At 31.2% G+C, this 20752-nt stretch carries 20 protein-coding genes, 1 pseudogene and 1 riboswitch; of the genes and pseudogenes, 3 read left to right on the forward strand and 18 right to left on the reverse strand.

Annotation, left to right across the window (positions count from 1 at the left end; genetic code table 11):
* Positions 1–10: 10 nt before the first annotated feature.
* The 5 genes from B8965_RS01145 to B8965_RS01160 all read right to left on the reverse strand — a co-directional run bounded on the left by B8965_RS01145 (position 11) and on the right by B8965_RS01160 (position 7220).
* Positions 11–1462 carry an acyl-CoA reductase gene (locus B8965_RS01145; protein WP_084052036.1) on the reverse strand — a complete coding sequence of 484 codons (1452 nt, stop codon included), beginning with the start codon at positions 1460–1462 and terminating at the stop codon, positions 11–13.
* Positions 1459–2544, reverse strand: a complete 1086-nt coding sequence (locus B8965_RS01150) for a LuxE/PaaK family acyltransferase (RefSeq protein WP_084052037.1) — start codon at positions 2542–2544, stop codon at positions 1459–1461. Before B8965_RS01150 ends, B8965_RS01145 begins: the two co-directional genes overlap by 4 nt.
* Before the next feature lie 47 nt (positions 2545–2591).
* Positions 2592–2695: riboswitch (TPP riboswitch) on the reverse strand.
* A 125-nt stretch (positions 2696–2820) separates the two neighbouring features.
* Complete coding sequence (locus B8965_RS01155; protein WP_084052038.1) at positions 2821–3504, reverse strand: hypothetical protein; 684 nt, start codon at positions 3502–3504, stop codon at positions 2821–2823.
* Positions 3505–3537: 33 nt separating this feature from the next.
* The gene (locus B8965_RS12570) at positions 3538–4440 is read right to left on the reverse strand and encodes a hypothetical protein (RefSeq protein WP_200805852.1); all 903 of its coding nucleotides are present in this window, start codon (positions 4438–4440) and stop codon (positions 3538–3540) included.
* A gap of 17 nt (positions 4441–4457) precedes the next feature.
* Positions 4458–7220 carry a dynamin family protein gene (locus tag B8965_RS01160; RefSeq protein WP_200805853.1) on the reverse strand — a complete coding sequence of 921 codons (2763 nt, stop codon included), beginning with the start codon at positions 7218–7220 and terminating at the stop codon, positions 4458–4460.
* A 250-nt stretch (positions 7221–7470) separates the two neighbouring features.
* Here B8965_RS01160 and B8965_RS01165 point away from each other — a divergent pair, with 250 nt between their 5' ends.
* Both B8965_RS01165 and B8965_RS01170 read left to right on the forward strand, forming a co-directional pair.
* Positions 7471–7845 carry a CidA/LrgA family protein gene (locus B8965_RS01165; RefSeq protein ID WP_084052039.1) on the forward strand — a complete coding sequence of 125 codons (375 nt, stop codon included), beginning with the start codon at positions 7471–7473 and terminating at the stop codon, positions 7843–7845.
* Positions 7846–7847: 2 nt separating this feature from the next.
* The gene (locus B8965_RS01170) at positions 7848–8534 is read left to right on the forward strand and encodes an LrgB family protein (protein WP_084052040.1); all 687 of its coding nucleotides are present in this window, start codon (positions 7848–7850) and stop codon (positions 8532–8534) included.
* Positions 8535–8641: 107 nt separating this feature from the next.
* Here B8965_RS01170 and B8965_RS01175 read toward each other — a convergent pair whose 3' ends face one another.
* Genes B8965_RS01175 through B8965_RS01185 form a run of 3 tightly spaced genes read right to left on the reverse strand, consistent with a single transcriptional unit; the run spans position 8642 to position 11592 of the window.
* Positions 8642–10237 carry a glucosyltransferase domain-containing protein gene (locus B8965_RS01175; RefSeq protein ID WP_084052041.1) on the reverse strand — a complete coding sequence of 532 codons (1596 nt, stop codon included), beginning with the start codon at positions 10235–10237 and terminating at the stop codon, positions 8642–8644.
* On the reverse strand, positions 10227–10649 hold the full coding sequence (locus tag B8965_RS01180) for a GtrA family protein (protein WP_084052042.1): 423 nt from the start codon (positions 10647–10649) through the stop codon (positions 10227–10229). The genes B8965_RS01175 and B8965_RS01180 overlap by 11 nt, the downstream gene beginning before the upstream one ends.
* Positions 10642–11592: a glycosyltransferase family 2 protein gene (locus B8965_RS01185; RefSeq protein WP_084052043.1), complete on the reverse strand. Its 951-nt coding sequence runs from the start codon at positions 11590–11592 to the stop codon at positions 10642–10644. Before B8965_RS01185 ends, B8965_RS01180 begins: the two co-directional genes overlap by 8 nt.
* A 130-nt stretch (positions 11593–11722) precedes the next feature.
* Between B8965_RS01185 and B8965_RS01190 the strand changes: the two genes are divergently transcribed.
* On the forward strand, positions 11723–12283 hold the full coding sequence (locus tag B8965_RS01190; RefSeq protein WP_084052044.1) for a cupin domain-containing protein: 561 nt from the start codon (positions 11723–11725) through the stop codon (positions 12281–12283).
* A 519-nt stretch (positions 12284–12802) separates the two neighbouring features.
* Here the strand turns inward: B8965_RS01190 and B8965_RS13060 are convergent.
* The 10 genes and pseudogenes from B8965_RS13060 to B8965_RS01240 all read right to left on the reverse strand — a co-directional run.
* Positions 12803–12976: pseudogene (locus B8965_RS13060) on the reverse strand (ARMT1-like domain-containing protein); the annotation flags it as partial.
* 277 nt (positions 12977–13253) lie between these two features.
* Positions 13254–13985 carry a spore coat protein gene (locus B8965_RS01200; protein WP_084052045.1) on the reverse strand — a complete coding sequence of 244 codons (732 nt, stop codon included), beginning with the start codon at positions 13983–13985 and terminating at the stop codon, positions 13254–13256.
* Between the two features lie 195 nt (positions 13986–14180).
* Positions 14181–14819, reverse strand: coding sequence for an MBL fold metallo-hydrolase (locus tag B8965_RS01205; RefSeq protein WP_084052046.1), 639 nt, complete (start codon positions 14817–14819; stop codon positions 14181–14183).
* A gap of 47 nt (positions 14820–14866) precedes the next feature.
* A complete protein-coding gene (locus tag B8965_RS01210; RefSeq protein WP_159446233.1) occupies positions 14867–15841 on the reverse strand; it encodes a sensor domain-containing diguanylate cyclase in 975 nt (324 codons plus the stop codon).
* A 248-nt stretch (positions 15842–16089) separates the two neighbouring features.
* On the reverse strand, positions 16090–16431 hold the full coding sequence (locus B8965_RS01215) for a spore coat protein (protein ID WP_341451537.1): 342 nt from the start codon (positions 16429–16431) through the stop codon (positions 16090–16092).
* Positions 16432–16478: 47 nt separating this feature from the next.
* Entirely contained in the window at positions 16479–16718 is a 240-nt protein-coding gene (locus tag B8965_RS01220) for a hypothetical protein (protein WP_242941902.1), read from the reverse strand.
* A 522-nt stretch (positions 16719–17240) separates the two neighbouring features.
* Positions 17241–18470, reverse strand: coding sequence for an NAD(P)/FAD-dependent oxidoreductase (locus B8965_RS01225; RefSeq protein ID WP_084052048.1), 1230 nt, complete (start codon positions 18468–18470; stop codon positions 17241–17243).
* Positions 18471–18660: 190 nt separating this feature from the next.
* Positions 18661–19623, reverse strand: coding sequence for a ribonuclease Z (locus tag B8965_RS01230; protein WP_084052049.1), 963 nt, complete (start codon positions 19621–19623; stop codon positions 18661–18663).
* Between the two features lie 12 nt (positions 19624–19635).
* On the reverse strand, positions 19636–20280 hold the full coding sequence (locus tag B8965_RS01235) for an HAD family hydrolase (protein WP_084052050.1): 645 nt from the start codon (positions 20278–20280) through the stop codon (positions 19636–19638).
* A 118-nt stretch (positions 20281–20398) separates the two neighbouring features.
* Positions 20399–20740, reverse strand: a complete 342-nt coding sequence (locus B8965_RS01240; protein ID WP_084052051.1) for a zinc ribbon domain-containing protein YjdM — start codon at positions 20738–20740, stop codon at positions 20399–20401.
* Between the last annotated feature and the right edge of the window lie 12 nt (positions 20741–20752).

A 20752-nucleotide genomic window follows, 5' to 3' on the forward strand; every position in this document is an offset into this window, starting at 1 on the left:
GGCTTACCTCCTAATCAACGTATAGAGCAAATTTCTCAGAATAATCCTCTGCACTATGTTCGATGTCTACTATGTTGACTAAATCACTTAAATTAAACCGTCCATCATGATGCCAACCTGATTCAGGAGAAGTCATGTTTCCAAGCGCGGTTATACGAGTAACCCCTGCTTTAGCTAATAAGTCTGAAATGGAGAAAAGTTCTTCTGGCGTTGCTGCAATACCTACTGTTTGTAAAAGAGAACGAAACGGTTCAATATATTCAATAATTTCATCAAGTTGATCTACAGCAATAATTTTAATAACTCTATTTAAACAACTAGGTATTAGTTGACTACAATCTTCTTCATAGACAACAGTCCAGTCATTTGATGAATTACTAATTATTTCTTTCATTGGTTCGTGAAGAATGCTGAGCTCTTCTCTGTTTTGCCAAGCAGCATTAGCTGTCATCTCTTCTATGGATAATTCTCTTTTAGGATACCTTTCCTCAAAACATGCCAGTTCGTAAGCAACATATCTGGCAAATTCCTTCGGAGAAACGCTTCCACCCTTTTCAACAAAGAAAAAATGAGGTGAATAGCATCCTTGTTGATCATATCGAATAATATCATTTGCCGCATCATGAGCAGCTTGAACGGCTTTTCGTGCATCTAAAGCCGCATTTGAGACCATCCCAAAACTAATTTTATGACCAAATGGGAGAAACCTAGTTGTAATAGGAATTTGTTCTCTAAGTGAAGCTAATGATTGATTACTCCCATAACCAACTACTAGGTCAGCCTTACTGAAAATCCTACTCTCACGAACTTTGTCTCCCCCTTTCCACCAAACAATTGCGACACAATCAGCTAATCTAGGTTCTATTTCTACCAATGCTTGAACAAATAACCCCGCAAATAAAGGTTCATTACTTGAAACCTTACCGATATTTCCTGATTTCACCATAAGACTAGATATAAGACTCCATATAGGAAGAGCCGGTACATTTCCCGCCCAGATATGAACTACAAGATCTTGTCCTACTGCCTTTGAAAAACCACCTTTTGGCCTAGGTTGAAAATCATCTAAAAGCATAGGATTTTCAAAATCTTCCGTCAAGAATCGATAGAGCTGCGGTTTGCGAAAGGTTTTTAAATATGACGTAAGACCTAAACGAATAATTTCCTCATTATACCCAGTAATAATAGGCAGCAGTTTTTCTGCCTTCTGCCTATAATATGAACTTTTATCGAGAAACTTTGCTATAGTTTGATCTAAAATGTTGATAATTTGGTTTACAGTAAATGATTTAAGTACAGTTCTGCTATTCTTTTTAATCATCTCTGCCACGGCAGAAAGCTGCTCCTCTGAAAGTATAGGTATTTCTATTTCCAATATTTCCCTTTCCCTTTTAAAAGTCAAAGTCTGCCATTCCAGCTTTTCTTGGAAGCTAAGGGGTAAATAGCCGGCCTTTTCTATCATAGAGATACTCCTTTCTTTGCCTGAATAAATTCCTCAACTGCAATAGAGCAACCTTTGGCTTCTGCACCTTCTGACCTGCCCAACAGAAGAAAACCATTTTCTACTTCTACCCCTATATCTTCAGTAAGAATGGTGGTCACCGAGTTAAAATTAGCTAAATCACAATGAACAAGTAAACCTTTTTCCCCTTTAGGTACATCTTGTCCTGTTATAGGGTTAATGACCCTAGTTTTTATCCAATGAGGTCCAGACTTTATTGAAGGAATTACCATGTTTCCATTATCATAAAACTGGGTACTCAGCTCCGTCATACCATACATGTTGATACAATTTTTCCTATCAACTCCAAAGCAACTCGAAAGACGGTTATAAAAGTTATCCAAATTCATCTCTCTTGATTGATTTTTAAATCCTCCTGTATCGAGAATTCTACTCTCTTTAGGCAGATTAAATACTTTTCCCATCTTTTCTAATTCATCTAATATATGTACGAAACTATAGCTTGCACCTAATAACGCACAAGGCTCTCCTGACTTTTCAAAATGTTCTAATTTTTCTATAAGATATTCTATCTTTAAACCATTATCATCAATAAAATAGGAACTATGCTCTGTTCCAAATTCCTGTAGAGCAAAAGCCAGATAATGAGCTAGAGATGAATTTGGCATCTCTTCTTCTGTCGGAAAAAGAATTCCCATGTGAATTTTTTCATTTTTTCCCATAAAGCGTTCTCTAAAATTATATTTCATGGACAAATCATATAAATACAAGTTAGGATGATAATGTTTTCCACGAATCCCTTGCGTTGTGCCACTAGTCATAAAAATCCTTTCAGCTTTATCAGGATTGATACAACTTAAGGAAAAATCTTTAAAAGCATCAACTGGCACCGGAGGAATCTGTCTCCATGTTTTCACTGTTCTTGGGGTAATTCCCTTTAGACGACAATATTTTTGATAAGGTAGATTATGCTTATAATGATAAGCATATAGATACAAAGCAAGCTCATTAAATTGCTCATCTGAAGCATGTCCTTGAACAATAAATTTACTGACATAATTAATTACTTCTTGTTCACTCATATATATATTTCCCCCTAAAAAAAATAAACACTTTGCGTAAGCAAAGTGTAATAATTTAATCACATTCCCTACGCTGGCATTACCCAACAGGTTCAATCGGTCTACGAAAACATCATACTCTCAGCCTTTTCAAGCTCCCGATATAAAATATATTGATTTTTCTTTTAATTAAGTATACTTCTTCTAATAAGTAATATCAACCTAATTTGCCATAGGCTTATCCATAATACCAAAACAAAGTATATTCTATTTTTATTTTTCCGTTTATAGAACAGCTTAAAGGCCTACTTCTTTCGCAAAATAAACTTTATTAAAATTGCCTACTTTTTTAATATTATACGCACAATATCCTGAGTTAAATAGTTCTTTTTGTTTTTCATAGTCAGTATTTAAAACAATAATTGTCTCTTCTTTCTTTAAAGAAAGGGGATTTTGTAAATCTTGATATAATATATATCTTAGTTTATTTCCATATTTTTTAGATATTTTTTTAGCTACCATATTAAGTCCAGTCAAAAACACATTTAAGCTTGGATAATTGAAAGGGGAAACTGTAGCCATGGTATAATGCCACTGGTCTCTTTCCATAACTATTTCTTGTAATTTATTAGCCATTTGTTTCTGCAAATTATTACCTCTAAAATCTGGATGGACAGCTGCTACCTCATAATGAATTACCTTTTTTAATTCTTTTTTGTCTAAATTAAGATCTAGACCTAAGTTATCTTCTTTGTCTCCCGGAACCATAGTAGCAAAATAACCGCATAAATTTCCCTCAAAAAATGTTCCTACCATAATCCCTTGACCTGTTAAAATTTCTAAAAATTCTCCTTCTGATGTAAAGGCATAAATATCAGGATTATTTAAACTATTTATAATTTCATTTTGGAGAAACATGACTTCTTGTAAATTAGATTCATTTAATAAATCAATTTTAAAGATATTTTCAATATTCTTCACCTATGTTTAACCTCTATCCTTTAAAAAAATTTTCTAGATAAATTCTGTTAAGCTTTCCTTGATTTCATTTAGCTGTTTTGCTGATACTCCACCATCTAAAGCTGACAGTAAACTTAAATAGAAGTCTTCTACCTGCTCTTTTATTTGCTTAATGAGCTTTTCAAATTCATCTTCCAGGACACTTTCATATAATGTTTGAATCCTTTTTTGTTCATTTTGTAAATATTCATCTGCCTCAACTGTGAGCACGCGACTAATTTCTTCGCTCATTAATTTGTTTTCACCTTTTTCAAAAAATGCTTTGGGATTTTTAAAATAATCCATAGCCTTTGCAAATAATCCAGATGATATATCTTTAAAAGCCACTTCAAAATCAATTTCTCTTTCATTTTTAAATTCAAAAGTAGAAAAAGATACATCTTGATTGACATCACGAATTTTTTCCCCCAGCATTATCTGATATTCTGCTGTTATTTTTTCTGCAAAGCGATCCAATCTTACCGTTGTTGCTCTCATTTCTTGGGCAAAATCAAACCCAATTTGCTCGAGTAGTTCATTAAGACAATTTCGCAAAACTTGCTTTAAATTATGACCATCATCGCGTAAGACCATCGGATTAAATGATTCTTTAAATAAATCACTAAATCGCAAAAATACTCTTTGCTTTATGTAATAAATTAACTCTTCTGTTTCTTGATCTATTTGATTTTTTAATTTTTTTGCTGTTTGCTGTGTAATAATTTCGGTTATATTTATTTTTTCAGCTTTAATATTTTCTCTTTTCTTTTGTTTAACTACAGCATCTTCATTCGTACTCTCAATTAGTTTTTCTACTAAACTATATACTCGTCTTAGTTCATTTTCAGATGCCCTTGCCGCCATATTTGCTAAATCATGTGTAATAAAATAATAAAAAGATTCCTCAAAAACTGGCATCCCCGAAATAGGAGGATCTACTTTTTCCTTTTTTCTTTTAGTGCATGTAAGCTTGATAATGAATATAAATTAGGTTTTCTAACACCATATTTTATTAAATGCTCGTGAACATATTCGATTACTTCTTCTTTTTCTTCCTCATTATTTGCTAAATCAATAGCATTTATTATGAAAAACATCTTATCTAACTGAAATGAATCCTTTACACGGCCTAGTTGAATCAAGAATTCTCGATCAGGTTTTGAAAACGCATGATTATAATACGTCACAAATAATATAGCGTCTGAATTTTTGATATAATCAAAAGCTACGCTGGTGTGACGAGCATTAATAGAATCTGCTCCTGGTGTATCAACGAGTGTAATACCCCTCTGTGTTAGCGAACAATCATAATAAAGATCAATCCATTCCACAAAACAAGACTTTTCTTCCTTAGCAACGTAATCACCAAACTCATCCATTGTTGTTTCTATTACACTTCCAAACTGTCCTTTAAACGTTTTAAACCCACGTTTAAAGGCTTGTAAAAAGGTAAAATTAGCTTTTTCAGATGCTCCTTGTTGACCAGATTTACTATCAATGTTTTCTACAATTTCTAATGCATTATTTAAGCTTTCTGCATGAAATTCAAATAATTTTAACGCATGATTTATATCCTCCAGCATTGCCACTTCTTCTTTTACTTTAATAATAACAGTACCATGCTGATATTTATTATTTACTGGTTTAATTTTATTAATAGCTGCTGTCATCGGATTTGGCGATACAGGTAAAACCCTCTCACCAATTAATGCATTTGCAAAGGAGGATTTACCTGCACTAAAAGCCCCAAACAATGCAACCGTAAAGCCCTTATTTTCTAATCTATTCCCTTTTTCCTCTAACTCACTTGCCAGCTTTTTAAAACCAGGTAAATCTTTTATTATTTGGGCCGTTTTGTTTAATTTTTCTGATGTCTGCTTCATCCTGTCAGATGATTCATCTAGGGCTAATTTATTTGGGGTGCTTACAACTTTGCTAGTTAACTCTTTATTCTTTGAATTTTTTAATGGCAGGTTACTTTTTTCCAGAATCTTTTGCACTATCATAGTTTTTCCATCGACTACTTCATATTCTTCTTCCACTATATTAAATAAATGACATCTCTCATCCTCCAGAGCCTCTGCATTACTAATTAACATTTCGATCTTTTTTCTATGAGCTTGCTCAGTTGACTCCTGCTTTTTTACCTGTTCAAAGGCAGTAATATACTGCTTAAATCCAGCTAACTTTTCAGATATCCTAGCTTCAACAGCCTCATTTTTCTCTTGTAAAGAGGTCAATATTTCATCTTTTAGCTCTTCTAAACTATTTTTCGCAAAGCTTTTAATCTCACTTACTACATCAGTTGTATAATTCATAACAGTGGTATTTGATAAAACGGCTCCTCCTTTTACCAATGAGGTTAATAATTGGCTTGAAAAATTTACATGGAAATCTTGAATCTTAGCTAATAATTCTTTATTTTCAATCCGCTTATCTTTTAAAAAGTTTACGAGAAAGTTCCGCAGATGCCACTCTACTTGTGATTTAGTTTTAATAAGGGTATCTTGATAAAAAATATCCAACCTTTTTTGCCGCTCTTCCTCTGTTTTTTGTTTTCTAAATAAAAATCCAGCCTTAAATCCTGGTTGGCACGACTCAAGATAAGACTGGGCTAATTCTCTAGTTTGAAATGACATTAAATAGGCACTATCTAAGAGTCTTTTCACTTCAGAATTAAATTCCTGTTCTGCCTTTTCTACAGCACCAATTAAATCGTTTTTTTCCTGCCATAAGCCATTATAACTATTTTCTAAATCTTCATACTCCTTGGACGACAATTTATTTAAAATATCCCTAAAAGGCTTCAGCATTAGCTCATTCTTTTTATTTATTAAATCAAAATGGTCTTTAAGCAATTTTTGCAGAGAATGAAAGATAGACTTAACGAGTAAAGTATCTTTTTCTTCTAGCCGTTCTGCTAAAAAATCCTGCAACCTCTGAAATTGATTATGTTCATGCTTCTCTTCTTTTAAAGAAGTATAAAAAATATCCGCAGGATTTACGCCCCATGAGGCAAAAGATTCAGCTACGCTTATTTTAAAGTCAGTAAAAGAAAGTTCCTTATCAGAATGCTTGTCTACTTGATTAATGACAAGATAAACTTCTTTACCAGCCTCAGTTAACTCTTTGATAAACATAAAGTTTACCTCTGATTGCACATGATTATAATCCATCACATAAAAAACTAAATCAGCAAGATAAAGCGCAGACTCTGTGGCAATACGATGCGCATCATCTACTGAATCTATACCAGGAGTATCCATAATCACAGTTTTGCTTGGCAAATTTATATCTGTATAACTTATTTCAATTTCTTTGATTAGATCTCCATCTTTACAATAATTTTTTACCATTTTATAATCATAGGGAGCACGATATAAGCGTGGTTTTTCATTTTTAAAAAAGACCTTTGCGTATTCATCTCCCTCTTTTACCTTGACCAGATTTGCACTAGTTGGTATGGGGCTAGACGGCAAGATATTTTCTCCCACTAAACGATTAATCATACTGGATTTTCCGGCTGAAAAATGACCACAAAAAGCAATCGCAAATTCTTCTTTCACTAGCTTACCGGCTAATTGTTTAACCTTTTGCGCATTATCTTGATCACCCTGTGCTAATAGATATTCATAGAAAGCTAAGATTTTTCCCTTTAGTATCTTAATTTTTGCTTGCTGATTTATATTTTGAGTCATACATAAATTCTCCTTACATCAAACTTTATATTAATCTATAATAGTGATAACTTAGCCATCTTTAATAGCCTATTATCTCGTATTCTAAATATTCTTCACAATTTAGATTACTCCTTTACTTTGCTTCATAATTTCTCATATTTACTGTATTTTCGACCTATATATATATTTTATCTCAAATTTAGTTTAATATTATTAATGGCTTGATTTTAAAAAGTAAGGTTAAAATCGTTAAAGGAGGTGTTTTTCTATGTTACATTGGCTAAAGGTTCTATTCCATTTTAGTATCTTGTGGGGAATTTATAAAATTGGAGATATAGCTGTTTCCTATTTACATATACCTATTCCAGGTAATGTTTTTGGTATGTTACTATTATTACTACTTTTAACACTTAAAATAGTACCTATTAGTTGGATTGAAGATGGAGCAAGTTTTTTACTTAAACATATGGCTTTCTTTTTTATTCCGATAGCAGTTGGCTTAATGGCTTGGGGCGAACTATTTTTAAGTCAAGGAATCCAGTTAATCTCTATAATTATGATTGGAGCTGTGATTACTATTCTATCCACTGCTTTTACAACATTATTTTTATCAAAATCTTTAGACAAGAAAGGTTATAAATAGATATGAAAATATTAATAATACTTTATTCTATTGTAATTACAATACTTAGTTATTGGTTTAGCCGTAAATTAAATCAAAAATACCCCTCACCATTTACTAATATTGTCTTTTTAAGTACTGCAATTATAATTATTACCCTCTTACTTTCAGGATTATCTTTTGAAGATTATACACCAGGTAAAAATATTATGACCTTTTTATTGGGTCCTGCAACGGTTGCCTTAGCTGTCCCTTTATATAAAAATATCACTACTTTAAAAAAATATTTTTTTCCTATTTTAACAGGTATTGGTGTTGGTGTCTTATCAACTGTTACTTCTATGGCATTTTTAAGTAATTTGCTTAATTTTAGTGAAATTATTAAACTTTCCCTCTTAACTAAATCAGTAACTGTGCCTATTGCCGTTGAAATCACTAAAATTATTGGTGGTGATCCTGCCTTAACAGCGGCCTTTGTGGTAGCTACAGGTACAGGTGGTTCTATGATTGCTTTTTGGCTACTTGATAAATTTAAAATAACCAATCCTATATGTAGAGGATTAGCTATCGGAACTACTGCTCATGGACAAGGTACAGCTATTGCCATTCAAGAAGGAGAAGTTCAAGGAGCTATGTCGGGAATTGCGATGGCCCTATCAGCAATATTTACTTCTTTTATTACCCCGTTTTTTGTTACATATTTTGTTTAAAACTCAAAAAAGCTAAGAAGTTAAAGTCTTTTACTCTAACTACTTAGCTTTTTTATTTATTCCACTCACTTAGTATATTTAATTAAGCTCCTTTGCTTGCTTTTATCTTAACTAGGGTTAATATTTACTACCATTATGCCATCAACCATATCCACTGATCCAATTTCTGGCCAGATTGGCATATCAAGTTCTTTTAACTTATTTAGAACACTATCCCTCTGATCTTCTGTAGCAAGATTTACTTGCACCCCTAAGTAATTGCTATAAAACCCTTCATAATTCAAATCATGATGTACAAGGTTTCCATTAATGCCAACTAACCCACTTACAAAATTATTTGTTGCCTGAGGATATATCGAGTGATTATTATTAGGAAAAGCTCCGACAAAGAGAATTGGCGTATCCTTAGTATACTCTGGATGTTGCTCAATTCTATCCAATATTCGTAGTTCTGTTGCATAGGTTATTTCATATTTTAGATGTAGATTTAAATAACTAATATTACTAGTCAAATAAAAATTATAAGAAATAACACATGATACGATTAATATAATCCAGCTACAAAAAATGTCTGCTCTCCACTGGATTAAAGTTTTCTTTTTTCGTACAAAAGCTGCTTCTCCTAAAAATAGTGGCATCACAAAGAAAAGTGCATACTGTGGATACATGAGAAAATGCAGGAATGCCTTTGGCGCCATAAATAAAATAACTTGAAAAGCAAGTGGCAAAATCCCTAATAGAACAGGTACTAGTACAATGGTGATCTTCTTGTAAACTTGATTACGCACTATTGCTATTATGCTAAATACCGATATCAATAAAAATATCACAGCATATAAAAATTTAACATAGACTGGATTTTTAAGATATAAGTCACTAAAGAAGAAAGCAAAAAAATCCACATAGGCTTCTGGGATAATATTTAAGAAGTGAATAACGCTTGTATTTCCCATTTGGTCAATTCCTTGATAATCAGTTAAGGTTAAATTAAAGTAAGATAAACAAAACTTTGAAACTACAAAATATAAGATTACACCTAATATTCCTACACAGAGGTATCTAAATGTAATAAATATTACCTCTTTAGTTGACTTTTCATTGTTAAGAATCATCTGTAATATTGATAAAATACAAAGAACTATCGCAAACCCAATATAAGCCTGGTAACACCCCATCGAACAAGCAATACCTAAGGCTCCTAAAAACAAACCATACCAATACCGTTTAGTCAACCAAATCGCACTAACAGATAAAAACATAGAAATCATATAAAGATCTGCATAAAACATATAAGAAAACATCGCTGCTAAAATAGGAAAGGTAGTTAATAGCGCTCCCGTCATTACCACATTACTAGGTTTTTTTATATCCAAAATAGAAACAATCATAGCTATCGAAAGGGCCAAAAAGAAAAGAGCCACTACCCCTGTAACCCAAGGCATACTATAATAAGAACTCAGAGCCATGGCTACTTTATCAAACCATCGACCACTAGTAATCATACTATAATTTCGATACATACTCTCTAAATCATCCCCATTAGGGAGTTTATTAACAAACATAAAAATATGAGTTATAAAACCAAAAATAAGTGCAGAAAAAAATGCCAACCTAAAGCGATGGCTAATATTTTGAAACTTATTTTTTATGTAAGTATCTGGTAGCATTTGCTGCCAAGACTCTTGATCCAAACTACTCCTCATAGATATGATCCTCCTTATTAAACACAAATACCTTTTGTCCTATGAAATTAAGTCCTGTAAATATCACCATTCCCACAAGCATCGCTATTTGTTCAATCATCTTGCTACTAAAACTGTATCCAATTGAAGATAAAAGAAAGCGAACAAAAGGCTTAGCAATAAGATAGGCTACAAAATAGCAAACACCTATATTAACAGCAAACTTTATGCTAGTAGAAACATAACTATCATTATTTTTAAAAGTAAAACTTTTATTTAAGAAAAATGAAATAATGCTACCAAAAGTATAAGATAGAGCACTAGATCCCCAATAACCTAAACCAAAGAAATTATAAAAACAAAACATCGTAGATACCCCTAAAATTGTATTAAAAATACCTACTAAGATAAACCGAAAAAGTTCATTATTCATTTTCTATTTCACCTTCCAGGCTTAAATCTTGATTAGGTAACATTTTTTCAACAATATAGCGTGGTCTGCCTTTTACTTCTTCATAAATTTTAGCAATATAGTGTCCAATTATTCCCATACTAATTAATGTAGTGCTACCAATCAAGAGTAGCAAAAGAATAACGGTTGTAAATCCTTCTACTGCACCTCTAACCAAATAATTATATAAAGTCTGAATACCTAATATGAAAAATATTAATAGTAGGAACGAACCTACCATTGTAATTAAATATAAAGGAAAAGCTGTAAAAGAGGATAGACTATTAACTGCATAACGAAATAAACCAAATAAAGTCCATTTAGTTTCACCACTAGCTCTTTCTGCTACTTCAAATTCAACTGTTGTTCTAGGAAAGCCAAAATATAAGGACAATCCCCTAAAAAAGGTGTCCTTTTCTGGTAATTTAATCAAGATATCTACAATTTTTCTATCCAACAATTTATAGTCTGAAGCTCCACTTAAATCCATATCAATGAAATTATTGATAATTTTATAATACAACTTGGAAAATTTACTGTAAATCCAGCTTTCCTTACCCCTACTTGTTTTAACACCTTCCACAATCACGTAGCCTTGTTTCCATAAATCATACATGGTAATAAGATGTTCAGGTGGATGTTGTAGGTCTCCATCCATTACAGCGCAGCATTTACCTTTAGAGGATTTTAAGCCAGCAATGATAGCAGCTTCTTTACCATAATTACGACTAAATTTAATCCCTCTAATTTTAGGGTTTTCCTTCGCTAAAGTTTCAATCATTTTAAAGGTTTGATCTACAGAACCATCATCTACAAAAATAATTTCATAGGTGATCTTATGCTGATCTAAAAGCTGGGTAATTACTTTTGCAACAGCGCAAATATTTAGTTCTTCATTATATGAAGGTATGACCAAAGATAGCATAGTATGTTCTCCTTAAATGTAATTCTATCTTAGGATAACACCCATTATTTCTTTTGAAAAGGCAAATATTGATGTCATTACTAAACATAGTGAATAGAATAATAAAAAGCCCAAGAAAGGATTGAATAATATGCATAATAATTATCCAATGTATCCAAACCCTTATTGTCCTAACAAACCAATGTGTAATCCAAATAATAATTGTGGATTATATCCAATGTATCCATACCCAGGTTGGTATAACACTCCATATCAGCCAGTTCAACCTGAGCAACCTCTTAAATTAAAGGATTATGGACCAGATCCCTTTGTAATTAATATTGATAAAGCTACTAAGCAAAATGAATATTTTCGTCTTGCTTTATGGACTGGAACCCATTTACAAGTTACTTTAATGAGTATCAAAGTTGGGGAATCTGTAGGTTTAGAAGTTCATCCCGAACTCGATCAATTCATACGTATTGAAGAAGGTCAAGGACTAGTAAAAATAGGAGATAATGAAGATAATTTAGATTACGTGAGGAATGTCTATGATGACTATATAATAATTATTCCTGCTGGTAAATGGCATAACTTAATTAATACAGGTTCTAAGCCACTTAAATTATACTCTATCTATGCACCCCCTGAGCATCCATGCGGTACAGTTCATAGAACTAAAGAGGATGCAATGGAAGACCACGAATACTAAACACTAAAATTCTGCTTCGCAAATTATTTCATACTAGTTTGTTTTCACTTTCCTATTTCCTTAAAAGATGCACAAACTTAGCTAAGTTTGTGCATCTTTTATTTTTTCTTACTTAAATATGGTAAATCATTTTTCCTAACTTCTCGCATGGTAGACGTTTATCTATATCCTAAAAAATTACATTTACATCATTAAATTTAAGACAAATCCCCCCAGGGGTATGACCTGGAGTACGTATTACAGATAGGTTTAGGCGATCCTTGGATATACATATAACATGACCTACAAATAAAATGTCCGGGTTTACGATTTACGGGTTAGAAGCAAGAATATCCTCAACTGTTACCTTTATAGGTGCAAATACTACCTACCTTAATGTTATTAACAGCATTAAAAACAGTTTGCTTAAAAGGTGTAAAATCACTTAAATCTAACTTCAAATTATGGTCTCTGTCTCTAAAAATCGATGATTTTGTCTACCTTCATTAATATAGCTTCTTCTTAAAGAAAATTACTTTCCTATATATATAAGTTTCTTTTTAAAACTATATCCCCAATATCACACCCTAAATCCTCTGCTACTACGAGACATTTAGCCTTTAATAAAAAGAAAATATCTTTATTTTTCTCATCACTTAAAGTTTCATAATTACCTTGCCCTTTAGAAATAATTAAATCGACATTTTCATATTCATTCCTTAATTCTTAAGAACATAACTTTAAATCTGTCCCTGGAACATTACTGCCATTATCAATAACTTTTCTATTAACTGATTCTATTGCTTGTCTATTTAGTTAACGACTAGATAAAACTCTTGCCAGCCTCCATTAACTCTTTGATTTATTTCTGCATGACTAATTTCAATTTCTTTTATTTCATCTCCCTTTTTTGTTAGATACTTTATCTTATACTCATCTAAAAAAGTTAAGAGGTTAAAGTAAATTTCTTTAACCTCTTAACTTTTAATAATTATCTTTTTGTTGGAGATCCCAAAATAGCTACATACTGATTAACCAGAACAAACCTATTATCTTGCCAGCTTAATGTATTCAAAACATACCCCAAAGAATCTGCATTGTATCTTCCAGCTATTTTTTGATATGCTAACAGCTCATATGCTTTATTTGAATCAAAATCTACAGGATACAAGCCGCTTAATGGATTTACAAATCCTGTAATTGGATTCTTAAGTTTACCGTCCTCGTTATATATTTCATTTAGATAATCTGCTCCCTTATTGGATATATCTATAATGTATTTTTCATTATTGTTCTTGCTAATAACTTCAACCTTGTAGTTGTTCTTGTAATTAACATCATATTTATATTGCTCGTTATATACATTAAAATCAAACAATAATTTTGCTATATTGTTCATAAAGGAATAAATGTAGTAGTTCATTATTCCCCCGCTACCACCTGTTGCAATACTTATCAAAATATCATCTACACCATTTCCAGTAAAATCCCCCAAAAATAATGTTGGATTATATCCTGTATTATCTGCAAGTGGTACACTCACAAATCTTCCTGTCCTTCCATCCTGAATTAAAAGTATTATATTCTGAATAAAAGGACTACTTGGGGTCTTTACACCGGTTAAATACACATTATCAGGGATTCTATCACCATTTACATCCCCTCTAGCAAAAGCGACAATGCTAGGATTCATCATATTAGCCATAAAATAATGATTATTCATATTGGCTCCTTTCATTATAAGCTATCATATAATATCTTATGACCTAAAAAGCAAACTTGCCACTTCCTTTAATTTTTATAATGCTGCTATGATAGATATAATTATGGTCACAGACCATCACGAATACTAAATACTAATATTTAATTCATCAAAAAATGCACAAACTTATCTAAGTTTGTGCATTTAAGTTGTTAATTATTTTTTCTTGTTTAAAAAAGGTACATCCTTTTTTCTCACTTCTTGCATGGTAGCCGTTTCTCCATGTCCTGGATAGATTATAGTTTCATCTGTCCATTGAGATACTTTATTAGAAATTGTTTTTTTTAATAAGATTTCACTACCTCCCGCTAAATCAGTTCTCCCTAAATCATCACTAAAGATAGTATCACCTGTAAAAATTACATTTGTATCATTAACTTTAAGACAAATCCCCCCAGGAGTATGCCCCGGAGTATGTATTACAGATAATTTTAGGTTACCTAAATTAATTATATCTCCATCGGATAAAACTATATCCGGAGTAATAGAAATAAGATTGCTATGCATAGTCGTTGATTGGTTTATTTCAGGGTCACCTAGGCCCTCCAATTCTTTTTTATGTGCATAAATGGGACAATTGTATTTCTTTTTTAACCCATTGGCTACACTTGTATGATCATAATGATAGTGGGTTAAGACTATTCCCTTTAGTTGCAATTTATTCTTATCAAGATATTTAACAATTGTTTTTTTTCCATCCCCCGGATCTATTATTAGGGCTTCGTTTATACCTTCCTCATGGATTATATAAGCATTTGCTTCATGGATTCCTACAGTCATTTTTTTAATAATCATTGATAACTCCTCTTATATTATGTTTTAAAATATTACTTTCTCTTAAGCTATATTATCCTATTTTTCCCATTTACCTTTGCTTTATATAAATTCTCATCTGCTCTTTTAATAAATTCCTCTAAAGATTCTCCTTGATACTGATATACTCCTCCACTAGTAGTTACATTGTAACCATCTTCAAAATAATGATTTTCAATACTTTTTCTTATTCTCTCTGATACAGTAATAGCATCTTTTAGATAAGTATTAGAATAAACAATAATAAATTCCTCTCCACCGTATCTGCCGACAAAGTCAGTATCTCTTACTTCTTGTTTTATAATATTCCCTATTTCTTTTAAAACCCGATCTCCAAAAACATGTCCTTTGGTATCGTTAATTTTCTTAAAATTATCAATATCTAAAATAGCTATCGCTAAAGGCTTTGGGCACTTTAAGACTTTATCTATTTCTGCCTTTAAATGTTCCATCAAAACTTCACGCCTATTTAAATTTGTTAATCCATCATTATTAACTTTAGTATATAGCATTCTGTTTATTTCCATTAATTTGAATTCTGCTTCCTTTTTTTCAGTTACATCAAATACAATTCCTGAAAGAAAAATAGGTTTACCTAATTCATCATAGCGCGTAATCTTTCCTCGATCATAGTACCATTTATAACAGCCTTGCTTAGTTTTTATACGGTATTCTACTTCATAAACATCAGTTTCACCTGATAAATGAGAAATCATACAATTCATTACGTTTTGATAATCATCTGGATGAATTTTATCTGTAAAAAATTCATAGCCCATTCTCTCTGGAATTTCATCTTTACTATAATTTAAAGTAGTTATTTTCAAAGCATTACATGTTACAATATTTGCTTTTACATTCCAGTACCAATGACCTAAATTACCTGTCCATGGAAATTTTAATTTTACTTCTTGTTCCTTTTCTTTAAGTAAAACTTCATTTAAAAGCTTTACTTCTTCTATTATTTGAATAAGTTGATCCTTAGTAAGTTTACTATAATCCACTTTTTCATCCCCTTGTACCACTCAATTTTCTTTGAAATTGTATTAATAATAAATATTTATTTACGTCCTACGAAAATTTGAAACTTTTTTCGTAGTATATGTAAGTATTCCCTTTTAAATTTATCTTTCCTGCTTTAGACGTTTTTATTCGATGTACTAAATCATAAATTAAATAACTACAACCCTAGATAAAAATTCAGTTATCTAGGGTTGTTAAAGAAGATAAATATTTAATTACATTATACTAGTTATTGTAACTTACTAGACATTTCATTAGCTTTTTGTTTAGCTTGTTGAACTTGGTTAGAGGCAGCATCTTCCGTCTGGTACCAACCTTTTTGTTCCATAGCATTAAATACTTTATATTGAATGTCTTGGGCAGACTTAAAATTATTTATTAAGGTATTTCTTAAATTTGGGCAAGAGCTTTCCGTAATACCTGTACTATATGCAGAAATTACTTGTTTTTCCGTAGCTAAAATATCATTCATTAATTCTTGTTCTGAAAAACTTCCTGTAGAGCCAGAAGCGTTTTGTTGACTACTTTGTTGGTTACCCATAGATTGCATATTTCTATTATTAAAGTTCATTATTAAACCTCCTTGAAATAAATTATAGACAAAAACTTAATGCAATATTATTGATGTGATTCTAAATAGCTTTTTAATTGATTAAAGTTTTGTTTATGAGCATTAGCAGCTTCACTACATAATGATTTTAATTGAGGATCTGTACAGTAGTTACTATATTGACTACACTTTTTATTCATTAATGATTCATAGTTTAATTGGTCATTAATTACTTTTAAATTCTTGTCTTTAATTTGAGGTTGTCCACTGTTTTGAGGTTGTCCACCCATATTCATGTTCATATTCATTTGCTCTACCTCCCATGATTTTTTTCTTTACTACGATTTTTTTCTTTACTACCACTAATATCGAGCATATAATAATCTAACTTACACTAATAAAGATAAGTTATTACCTGATCATAATCATAAGACTATGAAAAAGCAGTTAATTACCCCTAATAATGATTCGTTCAACTATACATAATTTCTTTACAGCTGTATAAAACCACTTAGCTAGATACAACCATTAATTATTATCTAAAAGATAATAACCTGCGAAACTAGGCATAATCTTAGCTCGACCCTACATAATAAATTGGGATCTCATTATAATCAAATAAATTCGACTATAATAAAACCTTTCTTTACCACATAAAATCTCCCTCTATCTCTATACTAGCCATAGCTAGCTAATATAGGGATTTTGGCAAATATATACCATATGCTGGTATATATAATTGGCTCGATCATTATATGCCCGACGTTATTAGAATAACCATTTAAACAAATTTTATGTTTCCACTTAATGTTAATCACCTTTATATTATCCTACCTCGTAAAGCTAAATAATTCATATTCTGATCTCTCTTTATTAGAATATAAATCCCTTATTAATTGCCCTGCAATAATTGCATATAGAATTCCATTAGAGCCATATCCTAAAGAAAAATAACAATTAGGCATGTGCTGATATTCACCAATATAAGGTAATCCATCTTTAGTCACAGCAAATATTCCACTAAATTTATATTCAACTTCTATATCATCAATTAGAGGAAAATAAGATTTTAATTTTTTAAGTAAACTATCATATTTTAAGGTAGCTGCTATATCATCATTAGATAAATTAGCAATTTTGCTAGTATCTTTACCTAATTCCTCATCTTCACCACCTATGATAATTCTATTGTCGCCTGTAGTCCGTAAATATATATATGGGTCATTATCGTCTCTAATTATGCATTTGTTATTCCAACCGGCAAAATTTTTAATAGGTTTAGTTACAATTGTAAAGGTTCGAGACATATCTGCTATTTTTCCATGTATATAATCTTTACCTTCATAACCCGCTGCAATAATCACCTTTTTTGCTTTTATTTTATAATTATTATTAGTTTCTAAGTTTACGTACTTATCTTGCGGGGAGATTTTAATTATCTCCGTATTTTCAAATACTTTTAGTCCATTTTTAACCTCTTTAGAAATCAAAGCATGAGTAAATCTATACGGATTAATGCTAGCAGCTCCTGAATTTGAGTAAATTCCAGCTTCAATAGGAAAAGAAAATTTTTCTTTTGCTTGTTCTTTATCTAAAAATTTTACATCTAATCCATGTTTTTTTCGTAAATCAAATTCTTTTTTTAGGTATGAAACTTGTGAAGCATTATTGGTATAATACAAACTTTCTTCTAGGGAAAAATCACAATCTTCTTCTAAATTATTTATTATTTTTTCAATTTCATAAACAGCATTTTCACAAAGTTTAAAGCATTTTGCGGCCTTATCTTCCCCTATCATGCTTTTAAGTCCATATAAATCTATATCTATTTCATATTGTAAAATAGAAGTTGAAGCCCTAGTACTTCCATACCCTATTATATTTTTATCTACCATAACCGTTTTAACTCCAGCTTGATTAAGATAATGCGCAGCAATTGCCCCAGTTATGCCTGCTCCGATTACTAATACATCACATTCTATGTCCTCACTCAAATAGGAATATTTATTTGGTATTTTATCTATACTCGTCCACAGCATATTACCTGATACTAAATTCATAGTTTCGTCCTCCATTTATTAGGGAAAATATTAAATTATGTTTTAATAAAAAAAGAATAAAATAGATAGTAAAACTCACATCTATTTTATCCTTAATTATAAATAATATTATTTTAATCATTAACTATTGGAATTCGTTCATCAACTCCAATAACCTCCATAATCTCTATGACTAATTAATTATTTTATACTACTCTTCTTCAAAGGTTAAGGACTTAAAAAATCCATCGTATCCAATAATTGTGTTTTTAAAAATGCTTTCAGCATTTACTTTATATTCTTCAGGCTCATTGATAGCTGGGCTAAAATGGGTCAGTAATAGTTCTGCTACTTTTCCTTTATCCGCTAATTCAGCTGCTTCAGAAAAGGTCATATGTTTATTTTTAATAGCTTTATGTAGGTCATTATTATCCCCATAGGTTCCTTCGCAAATGAATAAATCACTATCTTTGATAAATTCAGCAATAGTATCTAAGGGTCTGGTATCTGTAATATAGCTTAATTTTATCCCTTTTCTTTTTTCTCCTAAAACCATGTAGGGTTCATACATTTTGTTTTGATAATTTACAGCTTCACCTGTTTGTAGTTTTTGCCATATTTTTTTAGGTACCTGATTACTTGTAGCCTTTTCAGGAGAAAATTTAGGTCTTCTAAAGACATAAAAATTATAACCTAAACATGGCAAGGAATGGTCAAGTTCTAAGGCCTCAATCATAATGTTTTCCGTCGAAAAGTCCTTCTCATTTACTTGTCTTAATTGTTTACTATTTGCTAATAGATCAAGACTTAAATAATTTTTAGGATTTTCTATTATATTTATTTCATACGGAAGTCCTGAAACAGCTACCATGAGTCCGTTTATAATTTCTTCTATACCAGAAGGGCCTATTATCGTAATTGGTTCTATTCTTCCACTATTTCCAAGGGTTGAAAGAAGTCCCGGTAGGCCAAAAAGATGATCCCCATGAGCATGCGTTATACATATTATATCTAAAGCTTTAAAGCCTGTTTTCATAATTTTCATCGCAACTTGGGTACCTTCTCCACAATCTATTAAAATTTTTCTTCCCTTATAATTCATTAGAAGGGAAGATAAATACCTATTTGGCATGGGCATTCCTCCTCCGCTTCCAAGCAAAGTTATATTAAGCACTAAAATCATCCTTTATAAATATTGTAAAAGTTCCATTGGATGCTCAATGAGGGCATCTGCTTTTTGTAGCATTTCTCTATCTCTAAAGCCCCAGGTAACTGCTATAGCTTTAATATTTGCATTATGTGCCGTCTCTACATCTACTTCACTATCACCGACAAATAGACATTCAGAAGGACTAACTTCAAGTTTTTCCATTATAATTTGTGCTCCCTTTGGGTCTGGTTTTTTAGCGATATCTTTTCTATCCCCAATAATATATTTAATATCCCATTTCGATAAGTATTTTTTTGCTATTTCTTCAGTAATATTATGATCTTTATTAGTATTGACAGCTATTTTAATATTTCTCTCATTTAACTCTTTTAATAAATCTTCCATACCTTCATAAAATTTAAAATCATAATCCCAGTGTGTTTTATATGTATCTAACATTTGCCTATAGAAATATTCTAAGGTTGTATAATCTCTATAAGTACTTGGTAACGCTCGAAAAACTAACTTTTTAATTCCATTACCAACAAAAGTTTTTACTGTATCTACTTCATGGGTAGGTAGAGAATTTTCTTTTAATACTTTATTAAGTGAATAGGCGATTCCACCAACTGAGTCAAATAATGTACCATCTAAATCTAAAATAACTGCTTTAATTTTCATAATATCCCCCTTTATTATATGTTAAGTTTATTATATCACTAAAAATTATGCTTAAAAAAAAGCACCTCAATTTTATTCTTGCGAACTTTTGAGGTGCTCATTTTTTCTTTAAACTTAATTATGCTTTTTTGACAAATTCAGATTTTAATTTCATAGCTCCAAAACCATCAATTTTACAATCAATATCATGGTCTCCATCAACTAATTTAATATTTTTTACTTTTGTTCCTATTTTGACAGATGATGAACTTCCCTTTACTTTCAGGTCTTTAATTACTGTTATCGTATCACCATCATTTAAGATATTTCCATTTGCATCTTTGACAACCTTTTTATCACTAGTATTTTCTATTTCTGATTCTGCTGTCCACTCGTGGGCACATTCTGGACAAACTAAAAGAGTTCCATTATCGTAAGTATATTCTGAATTGCATTTTGGGCAATTTGGTAAAGTAAACATAATTTTTCCTCC

The sequence above is a fragment of the Desulfonispora thiosulfatigenes DSM 11270 genome (assembly GCF_900176035.1).
Taxonomy (GTDB): Bacteria; Bacillota; Peptococcia; order Peptococcales; family Desulfonisporaceae; genus Desulfonispora; species Desulfonispora thiosulfatigenes.

Bases quoted from the DNA above. Each gene is read 5' to 3' on its own strand.
- B8965_RS01145 (WP_084052036.1), bottom strand. From the start codon at position 1,462: ATGATAGAAAAGGCCGGCTATTTACCCCTTAGCTTCCAAGAAAAGCTG.
- B8965_RS01150 (WP_084052037.1), bottom strand. From the start codon at position 2,544: ATGAGTGAACAAGAAGTAATTAATTATGTCAGTAAATTTATTGTTCAA.
- B8965_RS12570 (WP_200805852.1), bottom strand. From the start codon at position 4,440: ATGCCAGTTTTTGAGGAATCTTTTTATTATTTTATTACACATGATTTA.
- B8965_RS01160 (WP_200805853.1), bottom strand. From the start codon at position 7,220: ATGACTCAAAATATAAATCAGCAAGCAAAAATTAAGATACTAAAGGGA.
- B8965_RS01165 (WP_084052039.1), top strand. From the start codon at position 7,471: ATGTTACATTGGCTAAAGGTTCTATTCCATTTTAGTATCTTGTGGGGA.
- B8965_RS01170 (WP_084052040.1), top strand. From the start codon at position 7,848: ATGAAAATATTAATAATACTTTATTCTATTGTAATTACAATACTTAGT.
- B8965_RS01175 (WP_084052041.1), bottom strand. From the start codon at position 10,237: ATGAGGAGTAGTTTGGATCAAGAGTCTTGGCAGCAAATGCTACCAGAT.
- B8965_RS01180 (WP_084052042.1), bottom strand. From the start codon at position 10,649: ATGAATAATGAACTTTTTCGGTTTATCTTAGTAGGTATTTTTAATACA.
- B8965_RS01185 (WP_084052043.1), bottom strand. From the start codon at position 11,592: ATGCTATCTTTGGTCATACCTTCATATAATGAAGAACTAAATATTTGC.
- B8965_RS01190 (WP_084052044.1), top strand. From the start codon at position 11,723: ATGCATAATAATTATCCAATGTATCCAAACCCTTATTGTCCTAACAAA.
- B8965_RS01200 (WP_084052045.1), bottom strand. From the start codon at position 13,985: ATGAATAATCATTATTTTATGGCTAATATGATGAATCCTAGCATTGTC.
- B8965_RS01205 (WP_084052046.1), bottom strand. From the start codon at position 14,819: ATGATTATTAAAAAAATGACTGTAGGAATCCATGAAGCAAATGCTTAT.
- B8965_RS01215 (WP_341451537.1), bottom strand. From the start codon at position 16,431: ATGAACTTTAATAATAGAAATATGCAATCTATGGGTAACCAACAAAGT.
- B8965_RS01220 (WP_242941902.1), bottom strand. From the start codon at position 16,718: ATGAATATGAACATGAATATGGGTGGACAACCTCAAAACAGTGGACAA.
- B8965_RS01225 (WP_084052048.1), bottom strand. From the start codon at position 18,470: ATGAATTTAGTATCAGGTAATATGCTGTGGACGAGTATAGATAAAATA.
- B8965_RS01235 (WP_084052050.1), bottom strand. From the start codon at position 20,280: ATGAAAATTAAAGCAGTTATTTTAGATTTAGATGGTACATTATTTGAC.
- B8965_RS01240 (WP_084052051.1), bottom strand. From the start codon at position 20,740: ATGTTTACTTTACCAAATTGCCCAAAATGCAATTCAGAATATACTTAC.